The sequence below is a fragment of the Rhodanobacter caeni genome, from assembly GCF_039523575.1.
GTDB lineage: Bacteria > Pseudomonadota > Gammaproteobacteria > Xanthomonadales > Rhodanobacteraceae > Rhodanobacter > Rhodanobacter caeni.
The window spans coordinates 710,225-728,060 of sequence record NZ_BAAAFO010000002.1 but is presented as its reverse complement, the minus strand read 5'-3'; the positions used below and the strand labels follow the sequence as shown (position 1 = coordinate 728,060).

Annotated in this window: 14 protein-coding genes; 4 read left to right on the top strand and 10 right to left on the bottom strand. The window is 68.0% G+C overall.

Annotation, left to right across the window (positions count from 1 at the left end; genetic code table 11):
* Positions 1-593 precede the first annotated feature (593 nt).
* From ABD017_RS07685 to ABD017_RS07660, 6 genes are all read right to left on the bottom strand, one after another.
* The gene (locus ABD017_RS07685; RefSeq protein ID WP_343881792.1) at positions 594-1,796 is read right to left on the bottom strand and encodes a tyrosine-type recombinase/integrase; all 1,203 of its coding nucleotides are present in this window, start codon (positions 1,794-1,796) and stop codon (positions 594-596) included.
* Positions 1,797-2,156: 360 nt separating this feature from the next.
* Positions 2,157-2,807: a trimeric intracellular cation channel family protein gene (locus ABD017_RS07680; RefSeq protein WP_343882221.1), complete on the bottom strand. Its 651-nt coding sequence runs from the start codon at positions 2,805-2,807 to the stop codon at positions 2,157-2,159.
* A 27-nt stretch (positions 2,808-2,834) separates the two neighbouring features.
* The gene (locus ABD017_RS07675) at positions 2,835-4,109 is read right to left on the bottom strand and encodes a M20 family metallopeptidase (protein ID WP_343881790.1); all 1,275 of its coding nucleotides are present in this window, start codon (positions 4,107-4,109) and stop codon (positions 2,835-2,837) included.
* 119 nt (positions 4,110-4,228) lie between these two features.
* Complete coding sequence (locus ABD017_RS07670) at positions 4,229-4,954, bottom strand: L,D-transpeptidase family protein (protein ID WP_343882219.1); 726 nt, start codon at positions 4,952-4,954, stop codon at positions 4,229-4,231.
* 91 nt (positions 4,955-5,045) lie between these two features.
* Positions 5,046-6,143 carry a dipeptide epimerase gene (locus ABD017_RS07665; protein WP_343881788.1) on the bottom strand — a complete coding sequence of 366 codons (1,098 nt, stop codon included), beginning with the start codon at positions 6,141-6,143 and terminating at the stop codon, positions 5,046-5,048.
* 30 nt (positions 6,144-6,173) lie between these two features.
* On the bottom strand, positions 6,174-7,556 hold the full coding sequence (locus tag ABD017_RS07660) for a C40 family peptidase (protein ID WP_343881786.1): 1,383 nt from the start codon (positions 7,554-7,556) through the stop codon (positions 6,174-6,176).
* Positions 7,557-7,704: 148 nt separating this feature from the next.
* Between ABD017_RS07660 and ABD017_RS07655 the strand changes: the two genes are divergently transcribed.
* Positions 7,705-8,427, top strand: coding sequence for a M15 family metallopeptidase (locus ABD017_RS07655; RefSeq protein ID WP_343881784.1), 723 nt, complete (start codon positions 7,705-7,707; stop codon positions 8,425-8,427).
* Between the two features lie 121 nt (positions 8,428-8,548).
* The gene (locus ABD017_RS07650) at positions 8,549-9,700 is read left to right on the top strand and encodes a lactonase family protein (RefSeq protein WP_343881782.1); all 1,152 of its coding nucleotides are present in this window, start codon (positions 8,549-8,551) and stop codon (positions 9,698-9,700) included.
* 271 nt (positions 9,701-9,971) lie between these two features.
* Here the strand turns inward: ABD017_RS07650 and ABD017_RS07645 are convergent, their stop codons facing one another.
* Genes ABD017_RS07645 through ABD017_RS07635 form a run of 3 tightly spaced genes read right to left on the bottom strand, consistent with a single transcriptional unit; the run spans position 9,972 to position 13,294 of the window.
* Positions 9,972-11,021, bottom strand: a complete 1,050-nt coding sequence (locus tag ABD017_RS07645; protein ID WP_343881780.1) for a LacI family DNA-binding transcriptional regulator — start codon at positions 11,019-11,021, stop codon at positions 9,972-9,974.
* Between the two features lie 21 nt (positions 11,022-11,042).
* Entirely contained in the window at positions 11,043-12,047 is a 1,005-nt protein-coding gene (locus tag ABD017_RS07640) for a carbohydrate kinase family protein (protein WP_343881778.1), read from the bottom strand.
* Positions 12,044-13,294, bottom strand: coding sequence for a sugar MFS transporter (locus ABD017_RS07635; RefSeq protein WP_343881776.1), 1,251 nt, complete (start codon positions 13,292-13,294; stop codon positions 12,044-12,046). Before ABD017_RS07635 ends, ABD017_RS07640 begins: the two co-directional genes overlap by 4 nt.
* A gap of 233 nt (positions 13,295-13,527) precedes the next feature.
* Here ABD017_RS07635 and ABD017_RS07630 point away from each other — a divergent pair, with 233 nt between their 5' ends.
* Complete coding sequence (locus ABD017_RS07630; protein WP_343881774.1) at positions 13,528-14,931, top strand: GDSL-type esterase/lipase family protein; 1,404 nt, start codon at positions 13,528-13,530, stop codon at positions 14,929-14,931.
* Between the two features lie 7 nt (positions 14,932-14,938).
* On the opposite strand, the gene ABD017_RS07625 is transcribed toward ABD017_RS07630, so the two are convergent.
* Complete coding sequence (locus ABD017_RS07625; protein ID WP_343881773.1) at positions 14,939-16,483, bottom strand: carboxylesterase/lipase family protein; 1,545 nt, start codon at positions 16,481-16,483, stop codon at positions 14,939-14,941.
* 125 nt (positions 16,484-16,608) lie between these two features.
* On the opposite strand from ABD017_RS07625, the gene ABD017_RS07620 reads away from it, so the two are divergent.
* Positions 16,609-17,814 (top strand): AGE family epimerase/isomerase, encoded by a 1,206-nt coding sequence (locus ABD017_RS07620; protein WP_343881772.1) that lies wholly within the window; start codon positions 16,609-16,611, stop codon positions 17,812-17,814.
* Positions 17,815-17,836 lie beyond the last annotated feature (22 nt).

Sequence of the window (17,836 nt, the reverse complement as noted above, 5' to 3'; positions counted from 1 at the left end):
CTGCTTCCTGACAACTGTCGAGCAGATTGCGAAGAGGAAGTTCAAACGCTTGCCCTGAGCAGTCTGTCGGGTAGGAAGCCAGCGCGCAAGCGCCGGTTTTGGCAAGGGTCGGACCTGCGTGAGCGCAATTTCGGCATTACGTGGGCACGCAGCTTGGTCGTTCGTGCCATTTCTTACTGAATCCCGGCGCCACGCTAAGCGCGCCCTTGCGGGGTCGCCGCATCTGATGCCTGTTGGTTTTCGGCATTGGAGGGCGTGGTCGATTTCGCGACTAAGCGGTCATGGCCGCGGCCGGTGGCGCGCGCCCCAAGAGTGTCCGAGCGCCAGCCGGGTTGATGAACGCCCCGGATCCTCGTTAGGCGTATGTGTTGAGATGCTGGAGGGGACCCTCGGCGCACGGCACGTCGACGCGCGCCGGTTGTTGCTTGCCATGATGTCAGCCGGAGCTGCATCGATGATAGGCCGCCTACGTCCTTCAATGGCGTCACCTGCGAATAATCGCATTCTCGTTTTCGCGATGCATTTAAATGACTCTTGTGGGTCGGAAGGGGGACTTCGGGCATGCAAGCTGGAGCTCCTCCAAAGCCTGGGCATTACGTCCTCTTGGCCCGACGAGTTGGATCGGTAAGGAAATCCGCCCACTCTTGCATCATTGCCGCGCGCTCTTCCATGTACTCAGCTTGGTTGTAGCTCGCACGCACCTTGTCACGCTCTGCATGCGCCAACTGACGTTCGATCACGTCCGGGCGATAACCCATCTCGTTGAGGAGGGTGGAAGCGGTCGCGCGGAACCCATGGGCCGAAAAGCCGATGCTGCCCTTGCCATTGAATCCCATGCGCTCAAGCGCTCGGTTCAAGGTGGTAGCGGTCATGCATTCTTTCGGGCTTCGATAGTTTGGGAAGAGGAATCCACGCCCTCCCGTATAGGTCCGCAGCTCCCGCAGAAGATCTACCGCTTGTTTGGACAATGGAACAATATGTGGTTCGCGCATCTTCATGCGCTCCGCTGGAATCCTCCACTCGGCATGCTCCAAGTCAAACTCCGACCACCCTGCCTGTCGAAGCTCGACAGTACGAACGAAAGTGAGCAACATCAGTTGTAGCGCGATCACTGTGGTGCGGTATCCGCCGTACTTCCCCACGGCTTCTTGAAAGTCGACGATCTGTTTGCGCGAAAGCGGCTTGTGATGTTCGACCTTCGGCCGATGGATAGCGCCCCTCAATGCCGCGGCTGGATCACTATCAGCGCGTAACGTAGCGACGGCATACCTGAAAATGGCCGACGACCACTGACGGACCAACAAGGCAACCGTCTCGGCTCCGCGCGCCTCAATGCGGCGGATGACTTCGAGCAAATGTGCAGATGTCACGCTTCGAATGGGCAGCTTGCCCACATGGGGGAATACGTCCAGCTCCAAAAATCGAGTCACCTGGCGCAGGTAATACGCCGTCCACCTCGGCGATTTCTTGGAGATCCACTCTCTAGCCACGGCCTCAAACGTGTTCGCACTTGCCACCTGGCTCGATAGACGCTCAGCCTGCCGATTGTGGGAAGGATGAACACCCTGTTTAACCAGCGCTCGCGCCTTGCCATGTTCAACTCGCGCTTCGGCAAGACCGATGACCGGGTACTTACCGATGGCGAAGACGTTCTCCTTCCCCGCGATGCGATAGCGGAACCGCCACAGCTTCGCGCCGGTTGGACGTACCTCAAGATAAAGGCCGCCACCGTCCGTCAGCTTCGCGGGCTTGGGGCCAGGCTTTGTGTTGCGGATCTTGGCGTCTGTGAGTGGCATGGTGCGGGTATCGGGACTTCGATACCCTCAACGGTACCCGCACTTTTGCTGGCTTACAACGGATCCTGGTGGACACCGAAGGACAAGAAGTCCCTGAATTACGCCATATTCGAGGCAGGCCTGAAATCGCAATGGACCACTTCGGACGCCGATGCTAGTTGTCGATCATCAGCAGCATTTGCGCGCGTCCCAGTGATTGCCTGCCTATCTTTACCACGGTCTCGCCGCAGCAGCCGGTCCGACCGTATCGATCGGCCCGCCTGCTGATGCCCAACCGCATGCAAGACAGGTATTTTCGCACGCATCGGCCGTGCAGACATCCGCTGCCCTACCCGCTGGAACAGACTTCCGTCTTCGGCGTCACTCGCCGTGGTTGCGACCGCGCGGCGTATCCGGTGCCGCCACCGACCGCGAGGCCGGCAGATGCCAGCCATGCCGGATGGCCATGAAGCGCAGTGCGAAGCAGACGCCACCGCCGGCCACGGCGGCCAGCGCCGGTGGGAGATGCAGCAGGTGAGCGCTCACCACCACGCTGGCGCCAGCCAGCGCCGCCAGCGCGTACAGGTCGGCACGCAGCACGGTCGGGATGCCGGACACCAGCACGTCGCGCAGCATGCCGCCGCCGATGCCGGTCACCATGCCCAGCAGGGCCGCCATGATCGGATCGATGCCGTGGGCCAGCGCTTTCTGCGCGCCGGCAACGGCGAAGAACGCCAACCCCACCGCATCCAGCCACAGCACGTCGTTGCGCAAGCGGTTCGCCACCGGGTAGCGGAAGAAGATGATCAGCCCGGCCAGGGCGGACACGCCCGCATACTTCAGGTCGGCGATCGCCGCCGGCGGTACCGCGCCGATCATCAGATCGCGCGTGATGCCGCCGGCGTTGCCCGCCGCGAATGCCAGTACCAGCACGCCGAAGATGTCGAGCCGGTGCCTGACCGCGACCATCGCGCCGCTGATGGCGAACACGAAGGTGCCGCCCAGATCCAGTACCTGCAGCAGGATGGGCAGCACGGCGGTGGTGGCGTGCGACATGGTTCAGGGCGCGGGCGAAAGCCACGCCCGCGCGGCCACCATCAGCGTTTCCACGCCGACCTCAAGGGTCGGGTGCAGTACCGGCAGGAAGCGCGGGTTGTGGTTGGTCGGGATGTCGTTGAGCCGGTTCTCGACCTTCGCCTTGGCGTAGACATCCGGGTCGGTGCCGCCGACGAACCAGAACACCGACGGCACGCCCCACTCGGCGCCGAAGGAGCCGAAGTCCTCGCTGGCCGAGGTCGGTCCGGTCTGGCGGATGCGTCCGGCCGGGAAGTGCTTGCGGAAGGCATCGACCACCCGGGTAGTGGCCCGGTCGTCGTTGGTCACCAGCGCGTAATTGTCCAGCGGCGTGATTTCCGGCGGCTTCGGTGCACCCGAGGCGGCGGCCTCCGCGTTGACGATGCGGGTGATGGCGGCCAGCACGCGCTTGCGCACGCCTTCGTCGAAGGTGCGCACATTGAGCTTGATGACGGCCTCGTCGGGAATCACGTTTTCCTTGGTGCCGGCCTGCAGCGAGCCGATGGTGAGCACCGCCGCCTCGGTGGGCGCCAGCTCGCGCGCCACGATGGTCTGCAGCCGCAACACGGTGGAGGCGGCCATGACCACCGGGTCGATGCTGGCCTGCGGCATCGAGCCGTGCGCGCCACGACCGAACAGGCGGATCTGCAGGCTGTCGGCGGCCGAGGTGATCACGCCCTTGCGCCCGCCGATGGCGCCGGCCGGGCCCACCATCACATGCTGGCCCAGCACCACGTCGGGCTTCGGAAAGCGCTGGAACAGGCCGTCGTCGATCATCGCCTGCGCGCCCTGGGCGGTTTCCTCCGCCGGCTGGAACACCGCCATCAGCGTGCCCTTCCAGCGGTCGCGATGCTGCGCCATCAGCGTAGTGGCGCCGACCAGCCAGGCGACGTGCATGTCGTGGCCGCAGGCGTGCATCACCGGCACGGTATTGCCTTCGTGATCGACCGCCGTGACCTTGCTGGCATACGGTGCGCCGGTCGCTTCCTGCACCGGCAGCGCATCCATGTCCGCGCGCAGCATCACCACCGGCCCTTCGCCGTTGCGCAGCAGGCCGACCACGCCGGTCTTGCCGATGCCGGTGCTGACCTCGTAGCCTGCCGCGCGCAGGTGCTCCGCCGCCAGGCCCGCGGTGCGGGTTTCCTGCATCGACAATTCCGGATGCGCGTGGATGTCGGTGTACAGCGCCTCCAGTCGCGGCAGCAACGCGCGGAGATGGTCCTGCAGGGTTTCGTCCGAAGGGGTCGGTTGGTCGGTCATGGTCGTGTCATGGGTCCTGTGGCAGGTCTCGCCAGCGGCGCAACAGCTCTCGAATGATGTGCCGCACGCCGTTTCGAATCGGTGTACACCGGCCTTCACACCGTGTCGCCAAGCGGCACTCATGGCGTATCCAGCGCCGGCAACTGCCACGGCGCGTGCAATCGCCGGTATTCGGCCTGCGGCAGCAGCACGAAGACGGGGTGATCCTGCGGCTTCAGCCAGGCCAGCAGGGATTGCATCGTGTCACGCGTCATCGCGGTGCAGCCGGCGGTGGCGGCGGTGGGCGATTTCCACAGGTGGGCGAAGATGCAGCTGCCTTTCTGCGGGCTTGCGTCGGGGTTGTGCCCGATCACGAAACCCTCGCGATAGCGCTGGTCGCCATGGAAATGCAGGTCGCGGCGCATCGGCTCGCTGGCGCCTTTCACCGCCGCGGCGCCCACCCGCTGCGCGTCGACGATGCGGTTGTAGTACGGCGAGCTGCTGACGTCGACGCACCAGTCGCTGGCGCCCAGCGGGCGATACGGCATGGCGGTGGCGGCGCGCGCCGCGTAGCCGAACGCCTCGCCGATGCGGAACACGCCGGCCGGGCTGCGGTTGTCGCCCTCGCGCTTGACGGGGCCGCCGCGCTGTGGCGGATGCAGGCCCACGCCCCAGCCCGCGCCGGCAGCGCCGAGGGTCACCGGCGTGGCGCCTCTCACCTGCCGCCAGCGGCCCTGCCTGCGTTCGAACGTGCGCAGGGTGCCGTGGTCGGTGTTCCAGCCGGCGGTGGTCACCACGATCATCTGGCGGGCGTCGTGCCAGGGGAGCGCCCTGCCGGCCTGACCGGCGCCAGCCAGGGCGAACATCACGACGAGCAGGGCAAACAGGCGCGTGGTCACGGCGACCCCGCCGGTGGACGTGGCCCGCGCACGGCGATGTTCCCGAGCGGCCAGCCCGTCACTCGTCCAGCCTTTCCAGCCCGCGAATCCCCCGGATGCCCAGGCCGGGTGCGTCGGTGATCGACAGGGTCGGACCGTCGAAGCCGATCCCGCCATCGACCGGATCGGCCTGGCACAGCAACGGGCCGTCCAGGTCGACCCGGGTGATCACGCGCGACCTGGCCACCGCGACGTGCGCGGCAGCGGCCACGCCGAGGCTGCTTTCCAGCATGCAGCCGATCATGCATGCCGCGCCGTGCAGCGCGGCGATGTCGGCGATCTTCAGCGCATGGGCGATGCCGCCGGCCTTCATCAGCTTGATGTTGATGATGTCGGCCGCGCGCAGGCGGATCAGCTCGATCACGTCGATCGGGCCGAACACGCTCTCGTCGGCCATCACCGGCGTGCGCACGCGCTCGGCGACGTAGCGCATGCCGGCCAGGTCGCGCGCCTGCACCGGCTGCTCGACCAGCTCCGGCTCGATGCCGGCCGCCTCCAGGGTCTGCAGCACGTGCACCGCCTGTTTGGCCGTCCATCCCTGGTTGGCGTCCAGCCGCAGTCGGGCGCGCCCTGCCACCGCCGCGTGGATCGCCTTGACCCGGTCGATGTCCTGGCCGGTGTCCTTGCCCAGCTTGATCTTCAGCGCATCGAAGCTGCGCTCCACCGCGGCCACGGCGTCGGCCACCATCTTGTCGATGCCATCCACGCTGATGGTCATGTCGGTGGTGAGCACCGGGCGGCCGCCGCCCAGCAGCTGGTACAACGGCGCGCCGTGGAGCTGGCCCCACAGGTCGTGGATGGCGATGTCCACCGCGGCCTTGGCACTGGTGTTGCGCTCCATCGCGCCCTGGATCAGATCGACGAGATGGTTGAGATCGGCGATGTCCTGGCCGATCAGCGGCGGCGCGATGTAGTGGCGGATGGCGTCGATGATCGAGCCGTGCGTGTCGCCGGTGATCGCCGCCGTGGCCGGTGCCCCGCCGTAGCCGACGTGGCCGCTGTCGGTGTGCACCATCACCACGACGTCCTCGACCTGGTCGACGCGACGCAACGCGGTAATGAACGGGGTCTTCAGCGGTGCCCGCAGCATGCCCAACTGGATGGCGCGGATTTTCATGGTGCCGCCTTCATCATGGGACCTTGCCGCTCATTGGCGAATGCGCACGATGCTGGTCATGCGGTCGACGAAGGTCTGCCGGTCATTGGACAGCAGCGGCAGCAGCGGTGTCACCGAGACCGCGTTGAGCTTGATCCGCACCCGCTGTCCGCCCGCGTTGCGGTAGCTCACGCTGGCCACGTCGTGGATCACGTACGGCTGGCCGTTGTACTGGCCCAGCACCATCATCACGTGGCCGGGAATGTAGACCAGGTCGCCCGTCTGCAGCGCCCGCGCGGCGGCGAGGCGATCCTCGCGGCTGTCCCTGTCGGTGAACACGCGATGCGCCAGCGCGGGGCTTGTTGCCTGCTGGCCGGTGTTGCGCGGCAGCTGCACGCCCATGCTGCGATAGACGTCCGCCACGAAACCGCTGCAATCGCGGCCGTCGTAGGCATGGCCCCAGCCGTAGCGCTCGCCCAGGAACTTGAACGCCTGGCGGATGATGTTGGCGCGGGTCAGCGGCAGGTAATCGGCCGCGGTGTCGGTGTTTTTCTGCAGCAGCGCGGGCGCGAACTGCAGCGTGCCGCCCGCATCGCGCAGCGGCAGCTCCAGCACGTGCGAGGTGTACGGCGCCTGCCCGTTCACCGGTCGGTCCGGCGGCAGACCGGTCGCCAGCGGCAGCCGCGTGCCCATGTCCAGCTGCAGTTGCGACAGCGCCGGCTGCTCGGGGGTGAAGACGGTACGCACGCTGGCGCCGGTCACCACGCGGTAGGGTTTCCGGTCGACATGGCCGAACACCTGCGCCGCGCTGCCTTCGGCCACGTTGTCCTTTTCGGTCCACGCCGTGTAGCGCGGGCTGATCACGAACAGCCACTGGCCGTCGGCGCTGGTGTGCGCGATCACCACCGGCGTGCCGGGGAATTCGGCGCTCTCCTGGAAGCGGTCGATGTCGGTGTCGTCGTTCGCGCTGAATACCCGCCGCGCGGTGGGAAAGCCGCGCAGCGCGGCGCGGCGCACCACCAGGCCGTAGCGGGTCGGCTGCTGCGCGGGGATCGCATCCAGCGCCGCGTTGTCGGCTATCGCGCGCAGCGTGGCGGCGGGCACCGGCTTGCCATCGACGTCGTACAAGGGCTGCGTGGGCAGCCTGGACAGCGGCGCCATCCAGCCTGCCACCCGCGCGCGATCCAGCGTGGACGGCAGTGCGCGCAGGTCATGCATCGACGGATCGCGCTGCAGCAGTTTCGCGTTCTGCGCCGCGATCGCCGCGCGATCCAGGATCACCCGCTCCGGCTGCGCCTGCAGGCCGATCCAGAACGCGGGCGTCAATTGCGCCTCGCCCACGCCCGGCACGCCCGCGGGCGACGCCTGTCGCGCCGGCACGGGCGTGGCGGCAAGGGCCAGCGTCAGCAGGGCAACGAGCAAGGGCGGTCGCATCATTCGGGTCCTGTCCACGTTCAACCGGGCGCCATCCTCGACATCGACGACTCCCGGGTTCAAGCGGGACACGCGACCGGCCATCGCGTGCATGCTACACAGGCGGGCAAGGCGGCGGCGAGCGCCGGCACGAAGAAGGAAGCCACCCATGCGTCGACGCGCGTTGATCCCTGTCCTGCTTGCGCTGGGCAGCCTGCTGGCCGCTGCCGCCAGCGCGGGCACGGCCGATGCCCCCGTGCTGTCGGACGCCCGCACGGCCGCCGCGGCCGGCCTGGTCGATATCCGCACGCGGGTGCCGGACATCGCCGAGGACATCAGGTACGCCGGCCGCGACAATTTCGTGGGCGCGCCCGTGGACGGCTATCTGGCAGCCAAATGCCTGCTGCTGGCGCCCGCGGCCGATGCGCTGGCGCGGGTGGAGCGTCAACTGCGCACCCGGCATCTGCGCCTGAAGATCTGGGATTGCTACCGCCCCGCCCGCGCGGTGGCGCACTTCGTGCGCTGGGCGCATGACCCGGGCGACCTGCGCACCAGGGCGCAGCATTACCCGCAGCTGCAAAAATCGCAGTTGCTGGGCGACTACATCGCACCGGTGTCAGGCCACAGCCGCGGCGCCACGGTCGATCTCACCCTGCTGCGTTGCGCGGATGGCGATTGCACCGCACTGGACATGGGCACCGGTTTCGATTTCTTCGGCGCGCGGGCGCATACCGATGCGGCCAGCATCACGGCGCAGCAACGGGCCAACCGCCGCCTGCTGGTGGAGGCGATGGCGCGCCAGGGTTTCCGGAACTACCCGCTGGAATGGTGGCATTACACGCTGCAACCGGAGCCTGCCGCGGCGGTGATCTTCGACGTACCGGTGCAATGAACGCCGCGCCGCGCCGGCGCGCCACGGCCATCCGCCGTGCCAGGCCGCATTCGCGCCGGCGCCTGCGCTACCCTCGCAAGCTGCTTCAGACGCCACAAGCCACCCACCCGGAGAGGACGCCATGACACCCATCATCCGTACGACGCTGCTGCGCGGCTCGGCCTTGCTGCTGGCCTTCGGCCTGCCGGCGCTGCACGCCAGCACCTACGTGTACGTTTCCAACGCCATCGACGGCACCATCTCGACCTACCAGCTGGCCGAGCAGACCGGCAAGCTCACCCCCGGCGCCACCGTGACCGCGGGCGGCAACGTGATGCCGATGGCGTCCAGTCCCGACCACCGCTACCTGTACGCCAGCGTGGACAAGCCCACCCACGCGGTGCAGACCTTTGCCATCGATCCGGCCACCGGCGGCCTGACCAAGCTCTCGCAGTCGCCGCTGGGCCATCCGATGGCCTACATCTCGCTGGACAAGACCGGCAACTACCTGTTCGCCTCCTCCTACGACGACGACGTGGTGACGGTGACCCCGATCCACGCGGGCAAGCTGGCCGACCAGCCCACGCAGACGCTAAAGACCGACCGCAATGCCCACTCGGTACACATCGACAACAGCAACCGCTACCTGTTCGCGCAGACCCTGGGCGGTGCGAAGGTGTTCCAGTACCGCTTCGACGCGCGCACCGGCAAGGTGACGCCGAACGATCCGCCCGCGCTGGATGTGCCGGCCGGGCTGGGCCCGCGCCATATCGCGTTTTCACCCGACGACCGCTACGTCTACGTGCTGGACGAACTGCAGGACAAGGTGATCACCTACGCGCTCGATGCGGCCACCGGCCGGCTCACCCAGCAGGCCGTGACCAGCGCCCTGCCCGCCGACACCACCCTGGCGCCCGGCGCGCCGCGCTTCGTGCGCAACCCCACGCCGGCGCAGCGGCCGCACGCGGATACCAGCAACGACATCTGGGCGGCCGACATCCACGTCACGCCCGATGGCCGGTTCCTCTACACCTCCGAACGCACCAGCAGCGTGCTGAGCGCGATGAAGGTGGACAAGGCCAGCGGCGCCCTGACCCTGGTCGGCACCTATCCCACCGAGAAGCAGCCGCGCGGCTTCGCCATCACCCCCGACGGGAAGTACCTGATCTGCTCGGGTGAGAAGTCCGACCACATCTCGGTGTTCGACATCGACCCGGCCAGCGGCGCGCTGAAGCTCAACGGCCGTTATCCGGTGGGCCAGGATGCCAACTGGGTGGAGGTGGTGAAGTTCTGAGGGTCGTTGCGGTTGAGGTTTCGTTTGCGGCGAGCCTTGCCAGCGTCGTAAAGCCCCAACGCTTGCTTCCCCCGCGTGCGGGGACAAGATGGCAGGATTGCCATCTTGAGCAGCAACGCTGCCCGAAGGGCTGATGCCATGGATGGCATCAATTCAAGCTGCCCGAAGGGCTGAAGGGGGCTTTTTGTCCGCGCGGAGAAGCCAGGATTAAGAGCACCCTCTTCCGCCCTTCGGGCACCTTCTCCCGCAAGCGGGAGAAGGGAGAGCACGTTCAACCTTTCGGCGGCGGTGCCGAGGACTCGCGTTTGACCAGCGAGTACTTCATCACCTGGTGGTTGCCGGCCCTGGGTTTGCCGCTGCGCTTGCAGCGGATTTCCTCCAGCATCAGGCGCACGGCGGTGCGGCCCATCGCCGTCACCGGCTGGTGGATGGTGGTGAGCGTGGGCCAGATGGTGGTGGCCACGGGGGTGTCGTCGAAGCCGGTGACGGAAAGGTCGCCGGGCACGCGCAAACCCATGCCGTGGGCCACCGCCACCACCGCGGCGGCCATGTCGTCATTGCTGGAAAGGATGGCGGTGGGCCGGTTCTTCAGCTTCAGCAGCGTGCTGGCGGCGGCCAGGCCGGAGCGGTAGGTGAACAGCCCCGGCACGATGTGCCCGGCCGGCACGGTGAGACCCGCACGCGCCATGGTGTCGACGAAACCCTGCGCGCGCAGCACCGCGGGGGTGTGCTTGGGGTCGCCCTTGATCAGCGCGATCGCGGTGTGGCCAAGATCCAGCAGGTGCTGGGTCATCGCACTGGCGCCCTGGTAGTCGTCGATGCGCACGGAACTGATGCCCGCCACCGGCGCGCCGGTGGCCACCGCCACCACGGTGATGTTGGCCTGGTCCAGCTCGCGTTTGGTCTGGCGCGAGTCGCACAACGGCGGCGGCAGGATGACGCCGTCCACGCCGGTGTCCAGCAACCGCTGCACCGCGGCGCGCTGGCTGCGGATGCCACTGCATTTTTCCACCAGGATCTGCGCGCCGCTGAGGCTGCCCTCTTCCAGCACGCCGATCATCAGCTGGTTCAGATAGGCCGCGCTGGGGTTGCTGTACAGCAGGCCGATGCGCGCCGCGTTGGACGAACGCAGCGAGCGCCCCGCCAGGTTCGGCCGGTAGTTGAGCTCGGCCGCGGCGGCCAGCACGCGATCGCGCATCGCCTCGCCCACGCGCGGGTTGTTGTTCATCACCCGCGAGGCGGTCATCGGCGAAACCCCGGCGCGGCTGGCGACATCGAGGATGGTGACGGTTTGCGAAGTGCGACGCTTGCTCTTGGCCATGAAGCCTCCTGAGCGTCCAGTTTACCCGGCGTGCGGCGAAACGGCGGACCCGTGGTCTTCGAGAAAGCGGCGCACTTCGGCCATGTCGGGCATGGCGGCGAACGAACCACGCCGCCCCACCGCCAGCGCACCGCAGGCGGCGGCGAAGCCGAGCACCGCGTCGCGCGTGCCCGCGTCAGCCATCAGGTCGGCCAGCGAATCGGCTTGCGCCCGATGCGCGGCGAGACTGTAGAGCAAGCCGCCGACGAAGGCATCGCCCGCGCCGGTGGTGTCGACCGCGGTCACCGCATGCGGCTGGAAACGGCCCGCCTGCGCAGGCGTCAGCCAGTGGATCGCCGCCGCGCCGTCGGTGACGATGAGGCAGCGGGCGTGGCCCTGCCACAGGCGTCGGTACACGGCCTCGCGGCTGCCCGCCTCGGCGGCCATGTAGTCCAGTTCTTCCACGCTGAGCTTGACCAGGTCGGCCGCTTCCAGCGTGGCCCACAAGCGCGGGTGGGGCTGGTCGCCCGCCGGCCACAACGCGGGGCGCAGGTTCATGTCGAAGCTCACCAGCGCACCGGCCGCACGCGAGCGCGCCATGCCTTCCAGCGTCACCGCCGCGATCGCCTCCTCGGTGAGGCTGTTGGAGCAGACGTGGAAGATCGCCGCGTCCGCGAATGCGCGCTCGTCGAAGTGACGGCTGCGAAACAGCAGGTCGGCCGATGGCGGCCGGTAGAAGCTGAAACTGCGCTCGCCGCTGGCATCCAGCGACACGAACGCCAGCGCCGTGTTGGCCTTGTCGGTGCGCTGCACGTAGCGCATGTCCACGCCCGCGTCAGCCAGGCTGCGCAGCAGGAGGTCGCCGAACACGTCGGCGCCCAGCATGCCGGCGAACGCGGCGTGTCCGCCCAGCTTCGCCACCGCCACCGCCACGTTGGCTGGCGCGCCGCCGGCATGCGGCAGGTAGGCCGGCGGCGACGCGGCATCGGTTGCCGGCTGGGCGTGGAAATCGATCAGCGCCTCGCCGAAACAGAGGATGCTCTTCATGCCAGGCGCGATCCCTTGAAGCCGTAGTACAGGATGTAGACGTAGCACAGCAGCGGGATCACGAACGCATGCTGGATGCCGATCTGGTCGGCCAGCGCGCCCTGCGCGATCGGCAGCAGCGCGCCGCCCACGATGCCCATGATCATCAGGCCCGAGGCGCGGCCGGTCAGCGGGCCCATGTTGTCGATGCCCAGGGTGAAGATGGTGGGAAACATGATCGAGTTGAACAGGCCGATCGACACCACCGCCCACACCGCCACGTTGCCGTGCGTGGCCATGGTGCCGATCACCAGCAGGCCGGCGATCAGCGCGAACACGCCCAGCAGGGTGCGCGGGTCCAGCACCTTCATCAGCAGCCAGCCCACCGCACGGCCCACCACCGCACCGCCCCAGTACAGCGCCACGTAGTGCGCGGCGGCCGCCTCGCTGATGTTGCCGATCTCCGGCCGCGCGATGAAGTTGATCAGGAAGCTGCCGATCGACACTTCCGCGCCCACGTAGACGAAGATCGCCACCACGCCCAGCGCGACGCGCGGATGCCGCAGCGCATCCATGAAGCGGTGCTCGCCCGCTGCCGCGTCGTCGTCGTTGGCCGCCAGCGGCGGCAGCCGGAACAGCCAGATCGCCAGCGCCAGCAGCACCAGCACGACCGTCAGCACCAGGTACGGCCCCTGCACCAGCCGCGCCTGCGACAGGCGATAGGCGACCTGCTCGGCCTCGGGCAGGCTGGCCAGCGCGGCCGCACCCAGCGTGGCGCCCGAGAGAATCAGCGGCCCGATGATGTACGGCCCCAGCACCGTGCCCACCGAGTTGAACATCTGCGCCAGGTTCAGCCGGCTCGATGCCAGCCGCGGTTCGCCCAGCAGGCTCACGTACGGGTTGGCCGCCACCTGCAGCGCGGTGATGCCGCTGGCCATGATGAAGAACGCGAACAGGAACAGCGGATACGACGACACCGCCGCCGCCGGCAGAAACAGCACGGCGCCGACCGCGGTCACCAGCAAGCCGGTGATGATCGTGGCGCGATAGCCGATGCGCGCCAACAACGCGCTGCACGGCACCGACATGATGAAGTACGCCCCGAAGAAGGTGAACTGCACCAGCATCACCTCGAAATAATTCAGCGTGAAGAGGCCCTTGAGGTGCGGGATCAGGATGTCGTTGAGCACCGTCATCAAGCCCCACATCAGGAACACGGCATTGATCACGATCAGCGCGGTACGGGTACTGGCGTTGCTACGGGGCATGGCGCGGCTACCTTGGTCGAAAACGAGGGATGGGCAAAGCGGTGTCGAGAACCACGCGGAGCTTCCGCCATCGGCGACACCGGCAGCAAGCCATGGCGGCATCGACGGTGTCCCCAGCCTGCTTCCCGGCGTTTGTGATAACGTTACCCACAAATCGCCATCAGGGAAAGTCCGCCACGGCAGCGGCGCGATCCCGTCGCCTGCGCATTCGATCCGTCTCCGGAGAAAACCGCATGAATCTCACCCGTTTCGGCCCTGTCCCGTGCCGGCCAGACTGGCTGCGGATCGGCCTGTCCGGAAGCCTTGCGCTATTGCTGCTGGGGATGGCCGCCACCGCGCAAGCGGCGCCGGCCAGCGGCCACTGGGTGGAAAGCTGGGGCCAGGCGATGGTTTCGCATGTCCAGCCTTCGCCCGATCGCGACGGCGCTCGCGAAGACGCCTACGCCGCACCCCATTTGCGCGACGCCACCTTGCGGCAAACCGTGCCGCTCAGCGTGGGCGGGCAGCGGCTACGCGTGCGGCTGTCGAACGTGTATGGATCGACGCCATTGACCCTCACCGCGGCCAGCGTGGCACCAGCCGCCGACGTGGACGGCGACCACACCGCCATCGACCCCGCGCGCCGCCACGCGCTGCATTTCGATGGCAAGCCCATGCTGACCCTTCCCGCCGGCGCCACCGCACTGAGCGATCCGATCACCCTGGCCTTACCGGCTTTGTCCCGCGTCGTGGTGAGCCTCTATTTCCACGACGACACGGCCATCGCCGATTACCACGCTGCCCAGACCACGACCACCACGGCGCTGGTGGCGGGCAATGCGCTGGCAGCAACGTCGTTGGCATCACGACCGCCGCTGGCGGCGCTGGACAAGGACGCGGCCTCCCACATCTACGTCCTCGAAGGCGTGGAGGTCGAGGCGGCGCAGCCTACCCGCGTGATCGTGGCGTTCGGCGATTCGATCACCGATGGCGCCTACGCCACCGGCCCGGACAAGACCTGGCCGGGCGTGCTGGCCACGCGGGCGAACCGCGCCGCCGCGCCCGGCGCCGCGGTCATCAATGCCGGCATCAGCGGGAACGAGCTGACCAGCGACCAGAGCTATCTCCCCTTCGGCCCGGCCGCGCTGAAGCGTTTCGAGCGCGACGTGATCGACCGCGCCGGCGTGACCGACGTGATCGTGCTGCTGGGTACCAATGACCTCAATCGCGGCATCGACGCGGCCGGCCAGCCGCGTGGCGCGGCCGCCCACGACATCATCGACAGCCTGCGCCTGCTGGCGGACGCCGCGCACGCGCATCACCTGCGCATCCACGCCGGCACCATCCCGCCGTTCGCCGGGTTCACCGCCGAGGGCTGGTATTCACCGGCCACCGAGGCCAAGCGCCAGAGCGTCAACCGATGGATGCGCCACGCCGGCGTGTTCGACAGCGTGCTGGATTTCTCGTCGGCGCTGGCCGGCCCGTACCAGCCCTCGAAGCCTGCCGCGCAACAACCGTCCTTGCCCGAAGGCATGGCCCAGGTGTGCGCGGGCGACACCGGCCTGCATCCGAACGACCGCGGTTACGCGGTGATGGGCACGCTGGCCTACAACGTGCTGTTCCACGCGCAGGAGCAGCCGGCCGCGCGCTGCCATTGAGGCGCTGTCACACGCCGTCGAAAAGGTCGCAGATCGACCCGCCCAGATGGGTACCGGCGTGCACGCCGTCCGGGCCCATGTCGACATGGGCGCCGGTATCGGGCATATAGCGCGGCCACGGCGGCAGGCCCGCGCCGTCGGGATCGCCGGTCTTGATGAAGTTGATGAAGTACGCCTGCGGGCTCACCGCCGGATGCGCGGCATTCAACGGCTTGCCCTCGTACAGATACGGCAACTCGGCGCTGTGGTGCGATGGCTGGAACGAGAACTGCGCCCGCCACGCCGGCGCGCCATGCGCCGCGTAATGCGCCAGCACGTGATTGCCCGCGCAGCGGAAATCGGTATCGGTGCCGATGCGCTCGGCCAGCGTGCCGTAGCCCGGATCCGCGTCGGCCCGCGCCAGCGCGCCCACGCCGTAGTGATGGGCGGCCTCGGTGTAGCGGTCGCCAAACACCTGGTGCAGTCGCCGTTCGATCTTCGCGGCGCCACCGGGCACCTGCAGCTCGATGCGATTGGTCGTGAGAACGTAGGGAATGGCCGTCGCGGGAACGTCGGCGAGAAGGGAGGCCGGCGGTTCGGTGACGACCTTTCCATCGACCACGGCCTGCAGCCACAGATAGCTGTCGTCGGTGATGGCGTCGCTGTGCAGTTGCAGGTCGGCCGCCAGCAGCGCCTTCGGCGGCGCCTGGCGCAGTTGCTCGAGGTCGTCCACGTGCAAGCGCTGTTCGAGCTGCGTGCCCAGCGCCTCGTTCTGCGCCAGGCTGCGCGCGCTCTGGCCGAAGCCGGGCGTGCCGCCGGTGGACCATGCCCCGGCGAACAGCTGCCGGTCGCCAGCCTCCAGGGCCAGCAGGCCCACGTCCATGCCGCCCGCCGACTGGCCGGCAATGGTGACGCGCCGCGGATCGCCACCGAAGCGGCCGATCTCGCGCTGCACCCACGCCAGCGCGGCCAGCTGATCCATCAGGCCGTAGTTGCCCGAATGGCCACCCTGCTCGGCCGACAGCGCCGGCAACGAGAGGAAACCGAACACGCCCAGCCGGTACTGCACCGACACCACCACGATGCCTGCGTGCGCCAGCCTGATCCGGTCGATGTCCGCCGCCGAACCGGCGCGGTTCGAGCCGCCGTGGATCCATACCAGCACCGGCAACGGTTGCTTCGGATGCAGGTTCGGCGTCTTGAGGTTGAGATAGAGGCAGTCCTCGCTGGAATGCATCGCGTCGGCCCGGTTCCAGCCATAGTCGTTCTGCGCGCAGGCCGCCGGTGCATGCGTGGCATCGCGCACGCCGGACCATGCCGCCACGTCCTGCGGTGGGCGCCAGCGCAGCGCGCCGGTGGGCGGAGCGGCGAACGGGATGCCGAGAAACACCGCGCCGCTGCCGTCGGATTGCCCCGCCAGGCGCCCCTTGCCGATGGCGACCGTGACCGGCGCCGGCGCAGCCCACGCCGACCACGACGCCAGCAGCGCCAAGACGACCCACAGCTGGCGCAGGCGGCCCGGCCGGCTACCGGCGCCGTGCCGCGCGCGGTGATGGAGAGACGGATTTCGCATGGTTTCTTCCCCCGGCTATGCGCCTTGCGGCGATGTTCTGGTAACCTTACCACGACACCGCCGCGCGAACCCTCGATCGTGCGTCGCGGTGCCCGTCCACCGGATCGTTTGCGGGAAAGACAGAGATGACACTCAGCGAAGGCACTGCCCGTCTGGCGCTCCCCGATTTTCGCTCGCGCGAATTTCTGCTTGGGCATGCCGCTGACATCATGCGTTTCTATCACCCGCGGTGCGTCGATCCGGCGGGCGGTTTTTTTCACTACTTCCGCGACGACGGCAGCATCTACGATCGCGGCGGACGGCATCTGGTCAGCAGCACGCGCTTCATCTACGACTACGCCATGGCGTGGAAGGCGTTTGGCGACCCGGCCCACCTGCAGGCCTTGCAGCACGGGCTGGACTACCTGCGCCACGCGCATCGCAACCCGCAAACCGGCGGCTACGCGTGGGAGCTGCGTGACGGCGTGGTCACCGACGCCAGCCAGCATTGCTACGGCCTGGCGTTCGTGGCGCTGGCCTACGCCAAGGCGTTCCATGCCGGCGTTGCCGAGGCCGAGGGCTGGCTCGATGAAACCTGGGAGCTGATGGAACGGAGATTCTGGGACGCCGACCACGGCCTCTACGCCGACGAGGCGGATGCAGACTGGAACCTCAGCGACTACCGCGGCCAGAACGCCAACATGCACGCCTGCGAGGCCTGGCTGGCCGCCTATGCGGCCACCGGCAAGCCGCGCTACCTGGCGCGTGCGAAAGTGCTAGCCGAGCACATGGTCAATCGCCAGGCCGCGTTGACCGGCGGGCTGGTCTGGGAGCACTACCGCCCCGACTGGTCGGTGGACTGGGATTACAACTTCAACGACCGCAGCAACATCTTCAAGCCGTGGGGTTTCCAGCCCGGCCACCAGACCGAATGGGCCAAGCTGCTGCTGATCCTGGAGAGCTACGCGCCCGAGCCGTGGTACCTGCCCAAGGCCCGGCAGCTTTTCGGCTACGCGCTCGAGCACGCCTGGGATCACGAACACGGCGGCATGGTCTACGGCCTCGACCGCGACGGCGCGTTCTACGACACCGACAAGTACTACTGGGTGCAGGCCGAGTCGCTGGCCGCGGCCGCCATGCTGGCCACGCGCACCGGCGAGGACAGTTACTGGCAGGCCTACCAGCAGCTGTGGCAATACAGCTGGCAACACCTGGTCGACCACCGCTACGGCGCCTGGTACCGCATCCTCACGCGCGACAACCGGCCCTACAGCGACGAGAAAAGCCCGGCCGGCAAGACCGACTACCACACCATGGGCGCCTGCTACGACGTGCTGGCCTGGATCGGCTGAGCCCTGCCGCGTGTCGTCTGCG